18 protein-coding genes are annotated in these 18270 nt (G+C 67.0%); 9 read left to right on the forward strand and 9 right to left on the reverse strand.

The window, feature by feature from the left end; translation table 11 throughout:
• Positions 1–57: 57 nt before the first annotated feature.
• The 4 genes from ABKS89_RS16980 to ABKS89_RS16995 are packed head-to-tail and all read right to left on the reverse strand — an operon-like array spanning position 58 to position 2670.
• Complete coding sequence (locus tag ABKS89_RS16980) at positions 58–1377, reverse strand: ATP-binding protein (RefSeq protein ID WP_171039402.1); 1320 nt, start codon at positions 1375–1377, stop codon at positions 58–60.
• On the reverse strand, positions 1374–2048 hold the full coding sequence (locus ABKS89_RS16985) for a response regulator transcription factor (RefSeq protein ID WP_138214295.1): 675 nt from the start codon (positions 2046–2048) through the stop codon (positions 1374–1376). The genes ABKS89_RS16980 and ABKS89_RS16985 overlap by 4 nt, the downstream gene beginning before the upstream one ends.
• Entirely contained in the window at positions 2048–2362 is a 315-nt protein-coding gene (locus ABKS89_RS16990; protein ID WP_081520499.1) for a PepSY domain-containing protein, read from the reverse strand. The genes ABKS89_RS16985 and ABKS89_RS16990 overlap by 1 nt, the downstream gene beginning before the upstream one ends.
• Complete coding sequence (locus ABKS89_RS16995) at positions 2362–2670, reverse strand: PepSY domain-containing protein (protein ID WP_138214296.1); 309 nt, start codon at positions 2668–2670, stop codon at positions 2362–2364. The genes ABKS89_RS16990 and ABKS89_RS16995 overlap by 1 nt, the downstream gene beginning before the upstream one ends.
• A gap of 147 nt (positions 2671–2817) precedes the next feature.
• On the opposite strand from ABKS89_RS16995, the gene ABKS89_RS17000 reads away from it, so the two are divergent.
• On the forward strand, positions 2818–3900 hold the full coding sequence (locus ABKS89_RS17000) for a patatin-like phospholipase family protein (protein WP_348586204.1): 1083 nt from the start codon (positions 2818–2820) through the stop codon (positions 3898–3900).
• Between the two features lie 33 nt (positions 3901–3933).
• Complete coding sequence (locus tag ABKS89_RS17005; protein ID WP_348586206.1) at positions 3934–4305, forward strand: YfeK family protein; 372 nt, start codon at positions 3934–3936, stop codon at positions 4303–4305.
• 286 nt (positions 4306–4591) lie between these two features.
• Here the strand turns inward: ABKS89_RS17005 and ABKS89_RS17010 are convergent, their stop codons facing one another.
• From ABKS89_RS17010 to hmpA, 3 genes are read right to left on the reverse strand one after another with little or no spacing between them, the layout of a single operon-like run.
• Entirely contained in the window at positions 4592–5782 is a 1191-nt protein-coding gene (locus ABKS89_RS17010; protein WP_348586207.1) for an NnrS family protein, read from the reverse strand.
• Positions 5769–6026: a transmembrane sensor/regulator PpyR gene (locus ABKS89_RS17015; RefSeq protein WP_138214299.1), complete on the reverse strand. Its 258-nt coding sequence runs from the start codon at positions 6024–6026 to the stop codon at positions 5769–5771. Before ABKS89_RS17015 ends, ABKS89_RS17010 begins: the two co-directional genes overlap by 14 nt.
• A gap of 50 nt (positions 6027–6076) precedes the next feature.
• A complete protein-coding gene (gene hmpA / locus ABKS89_RS17020; RefSeq protein WP_348586209.1) occupies positions 6077–7258 on the reverse strand; it encodes an NO-inducible flavohemoprotein in 1182 nt (393 codons plus the stop codon).
• 171 nt (positions 7259–7429) lie between these two features.
• Here hmpA and norR point away from each other — a divergent pair, with 171 nt between their 5' ends.
• A complete protein-coding gene (gene norR, locus ABKS89_RS17025; RefSeq protein ID WP_138214301.1) occupies positions 7430–8989 on the forward strand; it encodes a nitric oxide reductase transcriptional regulator NorR in 1560 nt (519 codons plus the stop codon).
• Between the two features lie 107 nt (positions 8990–9096).
• Positions 9097–9453, forward strand: a complete 357-nt coding sequence (gene queD / locus ABKS89_RS17030) for a 6-carboxytetrahydropterin synthase QueD (RefSeq protein ID WP_017516521.1) — start codon at positions 9097–9099, stop codon at positions 9451–9453.
• 63 nt (positions 9454–9516) lie between these two features.
• Here queD and ABKS89_RS17035 read toward each other — a convergent pair whose 3' ends face one another.
• A complete protein-coding gene (locus tag ABKS89_RS17035; RefSeq protein WP_348586211.1) occupies positions 9517–11877 on the reverse strand; it encodes a DNA polymerase II in 2361 nt (786 codons plus the stop codon).
• Positions 11878–12028: 151 nt separating this feature from the next.
• Between ABKS89_RS17035 and mltA the strand changes: the two genes are divergently transcribed.
• Together mltA and ABKS89_RS17045 are read left to right on the forward strand one after the other, a co-directional pair.
• The gene (gene mltA, locus ABKS89_RS17040; RefSeq protein ID WP_348586213.1) at positions 12029–13180 is read left to right on the forward strand and encodes a murein transglycosylase A; all 1152 of its coding nucleotides are present in this window, start codon (positions 12029–12031) and stop codon (positions 13178–13180) included.
• Positions 13181–13322: 142 nt separating this feature from the next.
• Complete coding sequence (locus tag ABKS89_RS17045; protein ID WP_138214304.1) at positions 13323–13562, forward strand: hypothetical protein; 240 nt, start codon at positions 13323–13325, stop codon at positions 13560–13562.
• Between the two features lie 5 nt (positions 13563–13567).
• Here the strand turns inward: ABKS89_RS17045 and qhpR are convergent, their stop codons facing one another.
• Entirely contained in the window at positions 13568–14524 is a 957-nt protein-coding gene (qhpR, locus tag ABKS89_RS17050) for an AraC-like transcriptional regulator QhpR (protein WP_348586214.1), read from the reverse strand.
• A gap of 190 nt (positions 14525–14714) precedes the next feature.
• On the opposite strand from qhpR, the gene ABKS89_RS17055 reads away from it, so the two are divergent.
• From ABKS89_RS17055 to ABKS89_RS17065, 3 genes are read left to right on the forward strand one after another with little or no spacing between them, the layout of a single operon-like run.
• Positions 14715–15626, forward strand: a complete 912-nt coding sequence (locus tag ABKS89_RS17055) for a bile acid:sodium symporter family protein (protein ID WP_348586215.1) — start codon at positions 14715–14717, stop codon at positions 15624–15626.
• Entirely contained in the window at positions 15623–16366 is a 744-nt protein-coding gene (locus tag ABKS89_RS17060) for a sulfite exporter TauE/SafE family protein (protein ID WP_138214307.1), read from the forward strand. Before ABKS89_RS17055 ends, ABKS89_RS17060 begins: the two co-directional genes overlap by 4 nt.
• Positions 16363–18156: an N-acyl-D-amino-acid deacylase family protein gene (locus ABKS89_RS17065; protein WP_348586217.1), complete on the forward strand. Its 1794-nt coding sequence runs from the start codon at positions 16363–16365 to the stop codon at positions 18154–18156. Before ABKS89_RS17060 ends, ABKS89_RS17065 begins: the two co-directional genes overlap by 4 nt.
• The last annotated feature ends 114 nt before the right edge of the window (positions 18157–18270 follow it).

Below are 18270 nucleotides of genomic sequence, written 5' to 3' on the forward strand. Positions count from 1 at the left end.
AACGGACCTTGTAGGAGCGGGGCATGCCCGCGATCCGCCGGCAAGGCCGGCGTCAGTTCAGGCCGTGCGGCGCGGCAGCTCCACCACCACTCGCAACCCGCCCAGCTCGCTGCTTTCCAGCGTCAGGCCACCGCCACAGGCCGCCGCGATATCCCGCGCGATGCCCAGGCCCAGGCCATGCCCGGCCACCTGTTCATCCAGCCGCGTGCCACGCTCCAGCACGCTGTCACGCTGGTCCTCGGCAATGCCGGGGCCATCGTCATCCACGCTCAGCCGGTAGGCATCAGCGCCCTTCTCAACCGTCAGGCGCACCTGGGCATCGGCCCATTTGCAGGCGTTGTCCAGCAGGTTGCCAAGCATCTCCAGCAGGTCCTCCCGGTCGTACGGCAGGCGCGTAGCAGGTGGCGCCTGCCAGTCGATGGCGAGGTGGTCGCCATGGATGAGCTTGAGCATGTCGCACAGGCTGGGCAGCTCCGCATCGCAATCGAAGTGGGCGCCGGGCAACGCCTCGCCCACCAGTCGCGCGCGCCCCAACTCGCGGGCCAGGCGCTGCTCGATCTGCTCCAGCTGTTCCTGCAGCACGCGCCGCAACTCGGGGTGCTCGCGCAGCTCCTCACGGTCGGCCAGGCTGATCAGCACGGCCAGCGGCGTCTTCAGTGCGTGACCGAGATTGCCCAACGCATTGCGCGAACGACGCAGCGTGTCCTCGGTATGCTGCAACAGGTGGTTAGTCTGCTCCACCAGCGGCTCCAGCTCGCGCGGCACCTGGCGGTCCAGCTGGCTGCGCTGGCCTTCCTGCAACTGCGCGATCTGCTGGCGAACGCGCTCCAGCGGACGCAACGCGCGGCGCACGGCGAAGCTCTGGAACACCAGGATCAGCAGCAACGCCAGCGCGCCGGCCCCAAGGCCGATGTTGCGCAGTCGGTTGAAGCTCTTGAGGACGGGTGTGTAATCCTGCGCGACGACAATGCTGAGCTTCTTGCCGTAGCGCTTGTAATCGCCGCGGAAGACCAGCAGGCGCTGGTCCTCCGGGCCTTTTTCCAGCTTGCTGGCCAGGCCCTTGTGCGAGGGCTGCTTCAGCTCGTTGTCCCATAGCGAGCGTGAACGCCAGGTCTGGTCATCGAAGCGGATCACGAAATAGCGCCCGGAGAACAGTCGCTCATAGGCCGCATCGACACGCTGGCCATCCAGTTGCAGCCCGGCCGGGCCGCGGGTGATCCCCACCAGCAGGCTTTCCGCCTCGTCCTGCAGGCCGTTCACCAGGTAACGGCGCAAGCCCTGGTCGAACAGCCAGAGCCCCGCCTGGGCCAGCACCAGGCCGACCACCACCAGTACCACGCCAAGCCCGAGTCCGAGCCGGCGCTGGATCGACATCAACGGCCGACACCGTTGCCGGTGAAACGGTAACCCTGGCCACGGCGGGTCTCGATGATTTCGCGGCCGAGCTTGCGGCGCAGATGATTGATATGTACCTCGATGACGTTGGAATCGCGTTCGCTTTCGCCGTCGTACAGGTGCTCGGCCAGGTGCGATTTCGACAGCAGCTGGCCGGGGTGCAGCATGAAGTAGCGCAGCAGGCGGAACTCGGCGGACGTCAGGTCGACCTCCTTGCCGCCCTGCTGCACGCACTGGCGCGACTCGTCCAGGCTCAGGCCGGCCACTTCCAGCTGGCTCTGGTTAGCCAACCCGCGGGCGCGACGCAGCAGCGCCTGGATGCGCAGCAACAGCTCCTCGGGATGGAACGGCTTGGTCAGGTAATCGTCCGCACCGGCCTTCAGGCCATCGATCCGCTCGGCCCAGGAGCCACGTGCGGTGAGGATCAGCACCGGTATCGAAAGCCCCATGCCGCGCCACTCCTGCAGCACTTCCAGGCCGGGACGACCCGGCAGGCCGAGGTCGAGGATCACCAGGTCGTACGGTTCGCTGGCTCCCTGTACGGCGGCGTCGCGGCCGTCGGCCAGCCAGTCCACCGCATAGCCCTGGCGGGTCAGGGTCGCCAGCAGCTCATCGGCCAGGGGTACGTGGTCTTCCACCAGCAGCAGGCGCATCAGTCGTCTTCCTTATCCTTGAGGATGCGGCCGTCGCGGGCATCCAGTTCCAGTTCGCGCACCACGCCTTCGGTGGTCAGCAGTTCCACCTCGTAGATATAGGTGTCGTGCTCCTTCTCCAGCTCGGCTTCGAGCAGGCGCGAGCCGGGGTAGCGACTCAGCGCGGCGGGGAGGATTTCCTCGAAGGGGCGGATCACCCCTTCCTTGCTCAGGCGCAGGGCTTCGTCCTGGCTCAGGTCATGGGCCTGCGCAACGCCAGCAATGGCGGCAAGCGCCAGGCCGAGCAGCGCTACGCGCGGCAGAACGGTCTTCATCAGTCATCCTGGTGATCGGTGAGGACTTCGCCGGTGACCGCATCCAGCTCGACATCCCACTTCACGCCCTGGGCGTCCTTGAGGTCGACCTTGTAGAGATAGCGGCCATGTTCCAGCTCGAGCTCGCTATCGTACACCGAACCACCGGCATGCTTGGCCAGCGCGGTGCGGTTTAGCTCCTCGAAGTTGCGGATGGTGCCGGCATCGCGCAGGCGCAGCGCCTCGTCCGGGCCGATGTCGTGGGCCGTGGCTACGCCTGCGCCCAGCAGCAGGGCGGAGAGCGCGGTCAGGATCAGCAGCCATTTCATGAGCGTACCTCGTCAGAATCTTCTTACCTCCAGATTAAGGTGAAGGACTTAATTCAAGCTGAATCGGCAACGATCATTCACCCCGTGAAGTATCATTGCTGCCTGCGTACAGGCTCTATAATCGCGGCCTGCCACAGCGAGGCCCGCATGACCGCCATCCAGATCAAGACCCCCGCCCTCACCCTCAAGGCCGGAAGCCGCGCGCTCCAGCACATCCGCGAACAGGGGCTGGCCCCCGCCGATGTAGGCATCCTCCCCGGCGCCGCCGGTGGCCCGAAGGCGCTGGGCATTCAGGGCCTGGACCTCGCCCTGTTCGGTGAATGGCTGCCGCGCGCGCCGCGCGAGCGCTCGCTGATCGGCGCCTCCATCGGTTCCTGGCGTTTCGCCAGTGCCTGCCTGCCCGACCCGGCCGCGGGAATCCGCCGCCTCGGCGAGCTCTACACCCAGCAACGTTTCGCCCGCAACGCGAGCATCAGTGACGTCTCGAAAAGCTGCGCGAAGATGCTCGACGATCTGCTCGATGGCCACGACGCCAGCGTGCTGGACAACCCCTGGTACCGTCTCAACGTGGTGGTGGTGAAGAGCCACGGCCGCCTCGCACAGGACGGCAAGGCCAACCTGGGCCTGGGCCTGGGCGCGGTGATCCGCGACAATCTCGTCGGCCGCCGCCACCTGCACCGGCACTTCGAGCGGCTGATCATCCACGACGCCCGCCGCGCACCGCCGCTGCAGGCGCTGTCGGACTTCCCCTCGCGCTACCTGCACCTGGACCTGGCCAACCTGCGCCACGCCCTGCTCGCCTCCGGATCCATCCCCATGGTCATGGAAGGCGTGCGCGACATCCCCGGCGCCGGCCCCGGCACCTACCGCGACGGCGGGCTGCTGGACTACCACCTGGACCTGCCCTATCAGCCCGAGGGCGTGGTGCTCTACCCGCACTTCACCGACAAGGTCATCCCCGGCTGGTTCGACAAGGGCCTGCCCTGGCGCCGTGGCGACGCCGGCCGCCTGCAGGACGTGCTGCTGCTTGCGCCGTCGAAGGAATACCTGGCACTCCTGCCGCACAACAAGCTGCCGGACCGCAAGGACTTCCACCGCTACCTCGGCGACGACGCAGGCCGCGAGCGCTACTGGCGCAAGGCAATGGATGAAAGCCGGCGAATGGGCGACGAGTTCCTTGAACTGGTAGACAGCGGCCGCCTCGGCGAACGCCTGCAGCCGCTGACATAATCGGCAGCTTCACGCCTGCGGCAAGGAATCGCTATGTCTCACTCCCGAAAGCTTCGCTCGCTTCTGGTCACTCTCCTGCTTGTCGGCACGGGCGCGCAGGCAGCCATGGACGCCAAGGCGCAGCAGGAAATCAGCCAGTTGCTGGACTTCGTCGAGCACAGCGGCTGCCAGTTCATCCGTAACGGCAGCGAGTACCCGGCCCCTGAGGCGCGCGCGCACCTGCAGAAGAAGCTGGACTACCTGGAAAACAAGGACATGGTGAGCAGCGCGGAAGACTTCATCGAGCGCGCCGCGACCAAGAGCAGCATGAGCGGCCAGCGCTATCAGGTGGATTGCCCGGCGGGCAAGCAGGACTCCAGCGCCTGGCTGGGCGATGAGCTCAATCGGTTGCGTCAGCCCCATTAAGGCTATCCCGCAAGTTCGTAGGAGCAACTGTCTTTCCCCAGATAGCTCCGTGTTTGCGCTTTCCCCCTCACCCCAGCCCTCTCCCTCAGGGAGAGGGAGCTATCCGTGCCGGCTGACGCTGTGGTTTCATCCTGCACCACACAGACCCCTCTCCCTCTGAGCGGGGCGCGCAGCCAGGGTTAGGGTGAGGGCCGATCCGTGCGCATAACCCGGAACGGGTTATGCGCCGATTGCTTCACGGCGCACAACGCTGGCGCGTTATGCGCCCTACGATTACTTCGCTGCTCTAACCCGGCTGCCCATCCAGCCGCGGCTTCCAGAACATCGGGCCGTAGTGCCAGGCGAACATCAGGAAAGCCACCACCCAGCACGCCGCCGCGATGCTCAGGCCTTCAAGCGGCCACCACATCACCAGCAGCACCCGCGCGACGACACCCAGGTTGAGCAGCGCGAAGGCCCAGGACATCACCTTCGGCGGTTGCAGCGGGCGACCGGTGTGGCCGAGGCTCACCCGTGCGACCATCGCCAGGATCAGCCCGCCGACGCCACCCACGGTGAGCGCATGGATCGCCAGGCTCACGTTGAAGCTCGGCGAGAAGTTCCACAGCGCCATGCCCGCCGGGGCGAGCATCATCCACAGGTAGGCCAGGTGCAGTGACCAGAGCAGCGGCACGCCCCAGTAGTCCCTGTCGTACCAGCGCCACAGGCGGATCAGGTGCCCCACCGCCAGCGCGGCGAACAGCAGGCCCACCAGCGGGTGCGGCGTCAGGCCGATGCCGACTGCGCTCAGCACCGCCACCAGCATGGTGCCGCCCAGCAGCGAATTGTCCAGCCAGTTCCAGGCCGGCACCTGGGCGGTGCGGCCCAGCCCGCGCTGGGTGAAGAAGGGAATCACGCGGCCGCCGATCAGGCCCATCAGCGCCGCCACCAGCCACAGCGCACCCAGCGCGCCGCCGCGCTGCCAGGCATCGTTGCCGGTCCAGACGCCGGCCATCACCAGCGCGTCGGCGAGCGTCAGCAGGCTGAGCACCGCGATGATCGGGTAGTTACGCTTCTGCCGGACCTGCCACAGGCTGCGGCCGATAAAGAAGGCCAGCGCCGGCATGAACGCCAGCTCCAGCAAGGTGACCAGCCACAGCGGCGCACCCACGAGCCAGCCCACCCGCGCCGCGAGCCAGACCAGCGACAGCACCATCAGCGGCTTGCCGCTGACGCCGGGGCGGCCGGTCCAGGTCTGCACCGCGGTCAGCAGGAAACCGGCGATGATCGCCGCCGCGAAGCCGAAGAGCATCTCATGACGGTGCCAGGCCAGCCAGCCGCCCAGCGGTTGCCAGGTCGGCAGCACACCGAGCAGCACCGCCGCCCAGGCCGCGATGGCGATCAGCGCGAACACCGCGCCACCGAGGAAGAACGGGCGGAACCCCAGGCGCCACAGGGGCGGTATGGTCAGCAGAGCCTTTCGATCAACCAGTAACACAGCAAGCCTCCCAGCCTTCCTTGCGCATCTGATGTTGGGCCACCAGCCGCAGCACGTAGCCCAGCTTCAATAGTGTCGGGCCGAGGATGGTGAAGGCATGCGCTGCGACAATGCTTTGCAGGTTCAGATGGCCATCGACGAAATAGGCTCCCACGACTCCCAACAGCAGTAGTACGAGCCCGCCGGTCAGCAGTGACCAGGACATCGACAGATTGCGTTGCGGGCAGGCGAACAGACTTTCCATCACACACCTCCTCGGGTTGCGCCGGCCCGCCATAGGGCCGGCGCTCAGGTTCAGGCCTCCAGCGCGCTGGCCGGGCCGAAGAACTCGTAGTGGGACTGTTGCTCGGGCACGCCGATATCGCGCAGGTGACGCTTCACCTGGGCCATGAACGGCTTGGGACCGAGGAAGTAGGCGTCCAGGTCACGGTCTTCCGGCAGCCAGTCCGCCAGCAGCTCGCGGCTGAGGAAGCCTTCGACGTGGGACGCGTCCTGCGCCCGCGGCTCGCTGTAGCAGAAGTAATGCTTGAGCTGCGGATGCACGTCGGACTGCGCCTCGACCCACTCGCGGAACGCATGCACGCCACCGTGGCGGGCGCAGTGGATGAAGTGCACTTCCCGACCGGACTCCAGAGCCGGCTTGAGCATGGCCAGTGCCGGGGTGATGCCGACACCGGCAGTAATCAGGGCCAGGGGCTTGTCGCCACCGCGCAGGACGAAATCGCCCGCCGGCGGGAACAGGTCCAGCTCGTCGCCCACGTTCAGGCGATCGTGCAGGTAGTTGGACACCTTGCCTGCGGGCTCTCGCTTCACGCTGATGCGGTACTCACGGCCGTTCGGCGCGTCGGATAGCGAATAGGTGCGGCGCACCTCTTCCCCGCCGATGTCGAGGGACAGGCCGATGTACTGGCCGGGCTGGAAGTCCAGCAGCGGCTCGCCATCCAGCGCCTGGAAGTAGAAAGAGGTGATTTCCTCGCTCTCGGCTTGCTTGCGTGCGATGCGGAAGCGCCGCGCGCCGCGCCAGCCGCCGTGTTGCTCGGCGTTCTGCTGGTAAACGGACTCCTCGGCGCCGATCAGGATATCGGCCAGCTGGCCGTAGGCGGCGGCCCAGGCGTCGATCACTTCCTGGGTAGCGATCTCCTCGCCCAGTACTTCGCGGATCGCTCGCAGCAGGCAGCTGCCAACGATCGGGTAATGTTCCGGCTGGATCTGCAGGGCAACGTGCTTGTTGACGATCTTCGCCACCAGCGGGCCGAGCTGCTCCAGCTCATCGATGTGACGGGCGTACATCAGCACGCCATTGGCCAGCGCGCGGGGCTGGTCGCCGGAAGCCTGGTGCGCCTGGTTGAACAGCGGACGAACTTCCGGGTACTCGCTGAGCATCATCTTGTAGAAGTGCTGGGTCAGGGTCTCTCCGCCGGTCTCCAGCAGCGGGACAGTGGCCTTGACCAGGGTACGGTGTTCGTTGGACAGCATGTGGATCTCCTCGGGTTGGCCAGGCAGTGAGTGGGGATGCCTGTGCTTTCTATTCGAGGTATTTCAGGAAGCGTGCCAACCCTGCAGCCCGGTATTTACGGGACTCTCGCCATAAGTTGAGTCATAATGACCCTAATTCTTCTGCGTCAAAATGACTACACAGAGGTCAGAATGACCCGTAACCCCCTGCTTGCCACTCTGCTTCCGCTGGTTGCCGACCTGTCCCGCGAGCTGCCGGAAAGCGAGCGCTATCGCCGCCTGCTCGAAGCCCTGCGCGGCCTGCTGCCGTGCGACGCCACTGCCTTGCTGCGCCTGGAAGGCGACCAACTGGTGCCACTGGCCGTCGATGGCTTGAGCCAGGACACTCTCGGTCGCCGTTTCAAGATCAGCGAGCATCCGCGTCTGCGCGCCCTCATCGAGCATCCCGGCCCGACCCATTTCGCCGCCGACTGCGGCCTGCCGGATCCCTATGACGGCCTGGTGGAAGGCCTGCACGGCCATCTGGAAGTCCACGACTGCCTGGGCTGCCCGCTGCTGGTGGACGAGCAGCCCTGGGGCTTGCTGACCCTGGATGCGCTGGACCCCGAGCGCTTCTCCACCGGCGACCTGGACAACCTGGAAGCCTTCGCCAGCCTCGCCTCCGCCACGGTGAAGGCCAACCAGCGCATGACCGACCTGGCCCAGCGCGCCGACCACGAGCAGCAACGTGCCGATGCCTACCAGCGCGCTTCCGGCGACCAGCCCAGGGAACTGATCGGCCAGAGCAAGTCGCACCAGGCGCTGATGAATGAAATCCAGGTGGTGGCCGGCAGCGACCTCAGCGTGCTGATCACCGGCGAAACCGGCGTCGGCAAGGAACTGGTCGCGCAGTCCATCCACGCCAATTCGCTGCGCCGCACCCAACCGCTGATCAGCCTGAACTGCGCGGCGCTGCCGGAAACCCTGGTGGAAAGCGAACTCTTCGGCCACGTCCGTGGCGCCTTCTCCGGCGCCGTGGGCGAGCGGCGCGGCAAGTTCGAGCTGGCCGACGGCGGTACCCTGTTCCTCGACGAGGTGGGCGAGCTGCCGCTGGCGATCCAGGCCAAGCTCCTGCGCGTGCTGCAGAGCGGCCAGTTGCAGCGCCTGGGCTCGGACCGCGAGCACCACGTGGACGTGCGCCTGATCGCCGCCACCAACCGCGACCTCGCCGAAGAAGTTCGCGCCGGCCGCTTCCGCGCCGACCTCTACCACCGCCTGAGCGTCTACCCGCTGCGCGTGCCGCCCCTGCGCGAGCGCGGCAACGATGTGTTGCTGCTGGCCGGCTACTTCCTCGAACAGAACCGCCCGCGCCTGGGCCTGCGCAGCCTGCGCCTGACCCGAGAAGCCCAGGCCGCGCTGGTCGATTACGCCTGGCCGGGCAACGTGCGCGAGCTGGAGCACCTGATCGGCCGCGCCTCCCTCAAGGCCCTGGCGAACCACTCGCAGCGCTCGCGCATCCTCAGCCTGGGCGTCGACGATCTCACCCTGAACGCCTTGCACAAAGGCGCGCCCGATGCCGATGCGAGCGAAAGCGACCATGCCGCCGACGGGGAATTGGCCGGTGAACTTCGCCCGGCCGTGGACGCCTTCCAACGTCGCATGATCAGCCAGAGCCTGGAGCGCCACGAAGGCAACTGGGCAGCGGTAGCCCGCGAGATGGGCCTGGACCGCGCCAACCTCAATCGCCTCGCCAGGCGCCTGGCGATCAAGTGAGCCGCCGGCCGGATCGGCCGGCCCGGCGGGTGCGTTGGTGGTAGACTGTGCGCCCATTTTCCGGCCGGCCCGTTCCAGGGCCGGCGATCGTCACAGAGCACGCTACTTTGGAATTGTTCAAGGAATTCACCTTCGAGTCCGCCCACCGCCTGCCCCATGTTCCCGCTGGGCACCAGTGCGGACGCCTGCATGGCCACTCCTTCCGGGCCGCCATCTACATCGAGGGCGAGGTCGATCCGCATACCGGCTGGATTCGCGATTTCGCCGAGATCAAGCAGATCTTCAAGCCGATCTACGACCAGCTCGACCACAACTACCTGAACGACATTCCGGGCCTGGAAAACCCCACCAGCGAAAACCTCTGCCGCTGGATCTGGCAACAGCTCAAGCCGCTGCTGCCGGAACTGTCCAAGGTGCGCGTGCACGAGACCTGCACCAGCGGTTGCGAATACCGCGGCGACTGATGCGCTCCAAGCCATGAAAAAGGCCGGCAAATGCCGGCCTTTTTCGTTTCGGCGCGTCAGGCCTCAGAACAACCCCATCTGCCGGTCGACCAGCGCGCTGAAATCATCGTCCACGAAAGGCAGGATGGCGTCGGCGATGGGTTGTAGCTGCCGGCTGACGTAGTGGTCGTAGTCGATCGGCGAACCGAGCGTTTCCAGCGGTTCCGGGCCGTTGACCGTGATCACGTAGCTTATCCAGCCACCGCGCTGGTACTGGCGCGGGCGGCCCTGGCGCTCGTTGTAGTCGTCGGCGATACGCGCGGCGCGCACGTGGGGCGGCACGTTACGCTCGTAATCGCCGAGCTGGCGGCGCAGGCGCTTGCGGAAGATCAGCAGGTCGTCCTGCTCGCCGGCCAGGGTGCGGTTCACGTAGTCACGCACATAGTCCCGGTAGGGCTGGCGCTGGAAGATGCGCAGGTACAGTTCCTGTTGGAATTGCTGGGTCAGCGGCGACCAGTCGGTGCGCACGGTTTCCAGGCCCTTGAAGACCATCTCGTCGCTGCCGTCGGCACGCCGCACCAGACCCGCGTAGCGCTTCTTGCTGCCCTCTTCGGCGCCACGGATGGTCGGCATCAGGAAGCGTCGGAAGTGCCGTTCGAACTGGATTTCCAGCGCGCTCTCCAGCCCGTACTCTTCGCGCAGGTGCTCGCCCCACCACTGGTTGACGTGGCGCACCAACGCATGGCCGATCTCGGCGGCGGCTTCCTCGTCATGGGCGCGGCCGAGCCAGACGAAGGTGGAGTCGGTGTCGCCATAGATCACCCGGTGACCCTGCCCTTCGATCAGCTCGCGGGTGCGGCGCATGATCTCGTGGCCGCGCATGGTGATGGATGACGCCAGGCGCGGGTCGAAGAAGCGGCAACCGCTGGAGCCGAGCACGCCGTAGAAGGCGTTCATGATGATCTTCAGGGCCTGGGACAGCGGCGCATTGCCGTCACGCTTGGCGGCGTCGCGGCCCTGCCAGACGCGTTCGACGATAGCTGGCAAACAGTGCTGCGTGCGCGAGAAGCGCCCACCACGGAAACCGGGAATCGACGCCTCGTCCGACGGGGCGCTCAGGCCCTCCACCAACCCCACAGGGTCGATCAGGAAGGTACGGATGATCGATGGGTACAGGCTCTTGTAGTCCAGCACCAGCACCGACTCGTAGAGCCCCGGCCGCGAATCCATGACGAAGCCGCCGGGGCTGGCCTCCGGCGCCTTGCCGCCGAGGTTCGGCGCCACGTAGCCCAGCCGGTGCATCGGCGGCAGGTACAGGTGGGTGAAGGCCGCCACCGAGCCGCCGCTACGGTCCGCTGGCAGTCCTGTGACGCTGGCGCGTTCCAGCAGGAAGTCGAGGATGCAAGTCTTGTCGAAGATGCGCGTGACCAGCTCACAGTCCTTGAGGTTGTACTTCGCCAGCGCCGGCTTGTCCTCGGCGAAGCGGCGATCGATCTCGGCCATCCGGTCGTAGGGGTTGTCGATGGACTTGCCCTCGCCCAGCAGTTGCTGTGAGACGCTCTCCAGGCTGAACGAGGGGAAACTCCAGAACGCCGAGCGCAGCGCCTCGATGCCGTCGATGATGAGCCGCCCCGCGGCCGCGGCGAAATAGTGGTTGCTGGAGGCGTGCTGCCGCCAGCCCATCTCGTCGCCGCCCCGGCCCAGGCGCAGGGGAATCTCCAGGCGCTTGGCGTGCTCCTGCAGCACACGCAGGTCGAACTGCACAAGGTTCCAGCCGATGATGGCGTCAGGGTCGTGCTCGGCCAGCCACTGGTTCAGGCGCTCCAGCAGTTGCGCGCGGCTGTCGCAGTACTCCAGCGCGAAATCGCGCTCGCCGTCGATACCGTTGGCCGGGCCGAGCATGTAGACCTGGCGCTGGCCGCAGCCTTCCACGGCGATGGAATAGAGGTCGCCACGGATGTTGGTTTCGATGTCCAGCGAGGCCAGTTTCAGCTTCGGTCGGTACTCCGGCGCCGGTCGCAGTTGCGCGGTGACGGTGCTGCCGCCCTCGCCCGGCTCGCCGCTGAAGGTGACCGGGGCGGTGATGAAGCGCTCCATCAGGTAGCGTTCCGGCGGGCGGATGTCCGCCTCGAATACCTCGACACCAGCCTCGCGCAGGCGCTTTTCAAGGTTCATCAGCTGGCGATGCTGCTGGCAGTAGAGGCCCAGCACCGGGCGTTGCTGGAAGTCGCGCAGGCCCAGCGGGCGCAGTTCGGCGCCGCGCTCGCCGGCCAGCAGCTTCTCGGCACGGGCGCGCTGTTCGGCCGGCACGAAGGCCACCGAAGTCTGCGGCGGCAGCAGCACATGCCGGGGCCCGTCATCGGTGGCCAGCCAGAAACCCACCTCGGTGCCTTCGGGCGTATCCCGCCAATGTCGGGTCAGGACGAAACCCTGCCTTGCCTCCACGCTCTAACCACCCGTCTGTCGAATCAGAACACCATTCTACCGGTCCGCCCGCGGATTCGTTGCAAGGCGTGTAAATCCGACCGATGCGTTTGACGCACGCCCCGCGTCTGCCCAAGCTAGCGGGCTTTCGTTTGCCTGCCAGGACTCGCCCGTGACCGATTCGTCCCGCCACTGGACCCGCCCTCTCCTCGCCACCCTGTGTTTTGCCACCCTGCTTTCCGGCTGCGGCCTGTTCGGCAAAAAGCCCGAAGAAGCCCAGGCACCCACCTATTCCAAGGCCGACTGGTCGGACCTGCCGCAGACCGCCGACAGCGATGTGCTGCAAGGTTTCAGCGCCTGGCGCTCGGCCTGCGCGGTGCGCCTGAAGAAGGATGACATCTGGGCCGCGACCTGCGCCGATGCCGCCAACGTGCCGGCCTCCGCCCCGGCGATCCGCCAGTTCATGCAGGCCCATCTGCAGCCCTACCAGCTTCGTTCCGGCGAAGGCAGCAAGAATGGCCTGATCACCGGCTACTACGAGCCGGTCTACCGCGGCAGCCAGCAGCGCGACGCCAAGCACACCGTGCCGGTCTACGGTGTGCCCAAGGACCTGATCACCGTGGCGCTGGACAGCGTCTATCCGGAACTCAAGGGCAAGCGCCTGCGCGGCAAGCTCGAAGGCAACACCCTGGTGCCTTACGCCGACGCCGCCGGCATCCGCCGTGATGGCGTCAATGCCCCCGTGCTCGCCTGGCTACCCGACCCGATGGACCTGCAGTTCCTGCAGATCCAGGGCTCCGGCCGCGTGGAACTCGCCTCCGGCCGCCAGCTGCGCCTGGGTTACGCCGAGCAGAATGGCCGGCCGTACAAGCCGGTGGGCCGCTGGCTGGTGGAACAGGGGGAGCTGAGCAAGGAAGAGGTCAGCATGGCGCGCATCCGCGACTGGGCGCGCGCGCACCCGCAGCGTGTCGACGAGCTGCTGGCGAGCAACCCCAGCTATGTGTTCTTCAGCCAGCGCCCGGACAGTAACGAAGGCCCGCGCGGCTCGCTGAACGTTCCGCTGACGCCCGGCTACAGCGTGGCCATCGACCGCAAGGTGATCCCGCTGGGCAGCCTGATGTGGCTTTCCACCACTCGCCCGGACGGCGCGCCAGTCGTGCGCCCGGTAGCTGCCCAGGACACCGGCGGCGCCATCGTCGGCGAAGTGCGCGCGGACCTGTTCTGGGGCACTGGCGACGCGGCCGGCGAGCTGGCCGGGCACATGAAGCAGGACGGCCAGCTGTGGCTGCTGTGGCCGAAGGACAAGGCACTGCCGGGCGTCTGACCGGCGCGTAGGAAACTAGAGGCAATTCCTACTCGCCCTACAGAGCTCCCTGAATCACCGGCGTCACTGCCGTTCGGACAATGGTCAGCGAATCCAGGCCCCCCTGGGTTCGCCAACCCTCAACCCGAACGCGGTGACCGCCATGAAGAACAACCAGCCTCCCCTCCGCTCGCAGCGCCAGCACCGTGGCTGGCCGCTGGACTACGACGTGCTCTGCTGGATCGGTGCCATCGCCCTGATCCTGCTGTTCTTCGGCGTCGATCAGTTCTTCGTGTCGAAACTGCCGGGCACTGGCGTCATCGAGCACCAGCACAGCGTTCCCCAGCGTCTGGACCTGCCCGCCGCTCAGGCGCTGGCAGCAGTGAGCCATAACCGTCAGTAAGCGGTTCAGTTGCCCTGACGGAACTGCCCCGGCGTCATCCCGCTCCAGCGGCGGAACGCCTTGGCGAAAGCGCTCTCGTCGGAGAAGCCCAGGCGCTCGGCCACCTCGCCCAACCTCGATGATTCGCGCAGCAGCTGCTCGGCCATGGCGTGCAACACCTGCTCGCGCAGCAGCTTGAAGCTGGTGCCCTCGTCGGCCAGCTTGCGGTTGAGATGGCGCCCGCTGAGCTCCAGCTGATCAGCCACCTTCTCCTTGCCCCAGCGCGGGTTCTGCCGCAGCAGTTGCTGCACGCGCGCGGCGAGGCTCTGCGCGCCCAGGCGTTCCAGCTGCGCATCGGCCAGCGCACGCAGGTGCTCGCGCATCAGCGCATTGGCCTGGATCAGCGGCACGTCGAGGTCGGCCACGGCGAAGCTCAGCGCGTACTCGGCCTCGCCGAAGGTCACCGGGCACTCCAGCACCTCGCCGTAGCGCGAGGGTTCGCCTCGCGCGGCATGGCTCAAGGCCAGTCGCCGTGGCTTCACGCGGTCGCCGGTAATCCAGCGGGTGAGGTGCACCAGGCTCGCCAGCGCCGCTTCGATCCGTTCCTCGCGGCGCACGGCGTAGCTCGGCCGGTAGACCAGGCGCACCTCGGCGGCATCCTGCTCGCGCTGGAACTCGCTGCCCTCGGCAATGATCGGGTAGTACTCGAGCAAGGCATCCAGCGCCTCGCCGTAATGCTCGCAGCTCATCAGCAGCGCGCCGACCATGTCCAGGTGCCCGACCTGCAGGGCGCTGCCCAGGTGCAGGCCCAGCAGCGGGTCGCCGGAGGCGGCGCAGAGGGCTTCCCAGAAGGCGTCCTGGCGCTGCAACGGGATGCGCGCCTCGAGGCTGGCGGCCTGCAGATCGGCAGGCACCGGCAGTCCCAGGCGCTGGGCAGCCTGCAGGAGTCCCTGGGCGTAATGGACGGTAATGGTGTGCGACATGGTCCCGAATTAACCGGCGAAGGTCCCGATTGAGCCGTTACCGGGCGGTAACGCTGCCCTATGCTTGCCAATTACAACGATAAATACAAACAAGAGTCGCCTTGCATGCTGATTGAAACCGGAGCCGCGCCCGTGCCGCCGGCTACTGCCCGTTCGCCATTCCCCGCCCTCCTGCTGCGGGAGAACGGCGATGCCTGAAGTCCATCTCGAGTTCTCCGGTGGTTCGATGATCGCGCTGAACGCCATCATCGCCCTGATGATGTTCGGCGTCTCGCTGGAACTGCGCCGCGACGACTTCACCCGCATCCTGCGCCAGCCCAAGGCGCCGGTGATCGGCATGCTGGTGCAGTTCCTGCTGCTGCCCGCCGCCACCTGCCTGCTGACCATCCTGCTGCCGATAGAACCGGAACTGGCGCTGGGAATGATCCTGGTAGCCACCTGCCCGAGCGGCACCTTCTCCAACATCATGACCTGGATGGCCCGCGGCAACGTTGCGGTGTCGGCCAGCGTCACCGCCGTCTCTGGCTTGAGCGCAGGCATCTTCACACCGCTGAACTTCGCCCTCTACGCGGGACTGAACCCGGCGACCCGCGACCGTCTCACGCAGATCCACATCGACCCGCTGGAACTGGTGGGCGTGGTGGTGCTGGTGCTGATCCTGCCGATGCTGCTGGGCATGGCCCTGGGCCGGCACCAGCCGAAGCTCGCGCAGCGCCTGGAGAAGCCGCTGCGGCAGTTGTCGCTGCTGGTGATGCTGGGCTTCGTCGGCATGGCCTTCGCCAAGAACTTCCAGCAGTTCATGGCCTACTTCCATCTGTTCTTCTGGCTGGTGTTGCTGCTCAACGGCACGGCGCTGCTGCTGGGCTACACCTGCGCGCGGCTGTGGAAGCTGCCGGACGCCGACGTGCGCGCGGTGACCTTGGAAAGCGGCATTCACAACTCGGCGCTGGGCATGGCGCTGATCCTCACATTCTTCCCGCAGGCCGGCGGCATGCTGCTGATCGCGGCGTTCTGGGGCTGCTGGCAGCTGTTCTCCGGGCTGGTGCTGGCGCAACTCTGGGCGCGCCGCGAACCCCGCGCCGCTGCGGTGACCGCGTCATGAATGCGCCCGCCATCGCCCTCGGCGGCTTCATCCTGCTGGCCTACACCCTGGAAGCCATCACCGGCTTCGGCAGCGTGGTGATCGCCCTGTCCCTCGGCGCGCTGCTGATGCCCATCGAGACACTGCTGCCGATCCTGGTGCCGCTGAACATCGGCATGACCGGCTACCTGTGCTGGCGCCACCGCCGCCTGATCGATACGCGCCTGCTGCTGCGCACCGTACTGCCGGGGATGCTCATCGGCATGCTGATCGGCTACCTGCTGCTGCCGCACCTGGACCCGCAACCGCTCAAGCGCGGGCTTGGCGTGCTGATCCTCTGGTTCGCCGGCCGCGAGCTGTGGCGACTGCGCGCCAGTGCCCCGGAGCGCGAACGCACGCCGAACTGGGTGGTGCGCCTGGCCACCGGCGCCGCCGGGGTCTGCCATGGTCTGTTCGCTTCCGGCGGGCCGCTGCTGGTCTACGCACTCTCGACCCGCCCGCTGGACAAGACCCGTCTGCGCGCCACCCTGGTCTGCGTCTGGTTCACCCTCAACGGCCTGCTGACCCTTGCCTTCCTCCTCGACGGCCGCCTGCGCCCGGCGCTGCCCCAGGTGCTCGCTTACGCGCCACTGCTGCTGCTCGGCGTATGGCTGGGCGAACGCCTGCACCACCGCTTCGAGGAACACCACTTCCGCCTCGCCATCCACTGCCTGCTGCTGGTCAGCGGCGTCCTGCTGCTGTCGCCCTGGAGCCTCCTGTGAGCTACGACATCATCATCAAGAACGGCCTGTACTTCGACGGCAGCGATGCCCCCGGCAGCCTGCGCCACGTCGGCATCAAGGACGGCCGCATCGACACCCTGAGCGTCAGCCCGCTGGACGAGAGCGGCTGCAAGCAGGTCATCGACGCCGCCGGCAAGTGGGTCACCCCCGGCTTCCTGGAAATCCACTCGCACTACGATGCCGAAGCCATCGCCGCGCCGGCGCTGAAGGAGTCGGTGCGTCACGGCGTGACCACCGTGTCGGTCGGTTCCTGCTCCATCAGCATGGTGCTGGGCGAGGCCGAGGATTGCTCCGACCTGTTCACCCGCGTCGAAGCCGTGCCACGCGAGCAGGTGCTGCCGATCCTGCGCGACAAGCGCACCTGGAAGGACGCCAGGGGCTACCGCGCCTTCTACGACCAGCAGCCGCTGGGGCCGAACCTCTGCTCCTTCCTCGGCCACTCCGAGCTACGTGTCACGGTGATGGGCCTGGAGCGCGCGATCAGCGGCGCCAAACCTACCGAAGCGGAGCTTTCGCGCATGGAGGAACTGCTGGAACAGGCGCTGGACGCCGGCTGCTTCGGCCTCTCGGTGATGACCACCCGGCTGGACAAGATGGACGGCGACCGCGCCTGGTCGAGCCCGCTGCCCTCCACCTTCGCCAGCTGGAAGGAGTTCTCCCGCCTGTTCGCCGTGCTGCGCCGGCGCAACGCGCTGATGCAGGGCGCGCCCAACGCGGTCACCAAGATCAACGTGTTCGCCTTCCTCTACCAGGCCCACGGCTGGTTCCGCCGCCCACTCAAGTGCTCGATGCTCACCGCGCTGGACCTCAAGTCCCAGCCCTTCATGCACCGCATCACCCGCGCCTCCGGTTGGGTCGCCAACCGCCTGCTGCGCGGCCGCTACCGCTGGCAGACCCTGCCCGCTCCCTTCGTCGTACGCATCGAGGGGCTGAACATGAACGGCTTCGAGGAATTCGGCGCCGGCGAGGTGCTGCGTGACATCAAGGACCCGGAAGAGCTCTACACGCGCATCCAGGACCCGGCGTTCCGCGAGCGCTTCAAGAAGGACATCAAGGCCACCCTCAGCCTCGGCCTGTGGCACCGCAACCTGTCCGACTGCTGGGTGCGCGAATGTCCGGATGCCTCAATGGTCGGGCGCAACTTCGAGGACATCGGCCGCGAGCGCGGTCTGGACCCGGTGGACGCCTTCTTCGAGCTGGCCGGCCAGTACCGCAACGAGCTCAAGTGGACCACCTGCTACGGCAACCACCGCCCGGAAATCATGGGCAAGCTGCTGGCCAGCCCCTGGACCCAGCCGGGCTTCGCCGACTCTGGCGCGCACCTGGCTTCCCACGCGCAGTACAACTTCCCGCTGCGTATGCTCAAGTACGTGCGCGATGCCGAACTGGCCGGGCAGAGCTTCATGGACACCGGCCGCGCCATTCACCGGCTGACCGGCGAGCTGGCGGACTTCGCCGGAATCGACGCCGGCTACATCCGCGTCGGCGACCGCGCCGACCTGGTGGTGGTCAACCCGGCAGGCCTGACCGACGAGCTGGATGACGTCTGCGAAGCGCCCATGGAGATCATCGGCCTGACGCGGCTGGTGAAGCGCAACGATGATGCGGTGGAGGCCACGCTGATCAATGGGCGCGTGGCTTATCGGCGCGAAAGCGGCTTCCCGGAGGCACTGGGCAAGGAGCGTGGTTTCGGGCGGTTTCTGCCGGGACGGGACGTGCTGAGCCGGCCGCAGGAAGTGCCGGCGGGGGAACCGGCATTCGGCCGGTAGTTGCGACGCGCTCGATTGGCGCCGGCCATGCTCGCGATCCGTAAGCAGGGCTTACGGTTCCGACGCACGACGCGATACCGCGCGGCTGGCCGAGATTGACGCCCTGCCGCGCAC

This window comes from Pseudomonas sp. LABIM340 (assembly GCF_040017195.2).
Lineage (GTDB): Bacteria > Pseudomonadota > Gammaproteobacteria > Pseudomonadales > Pseudomonadaceae > Pseudomonas.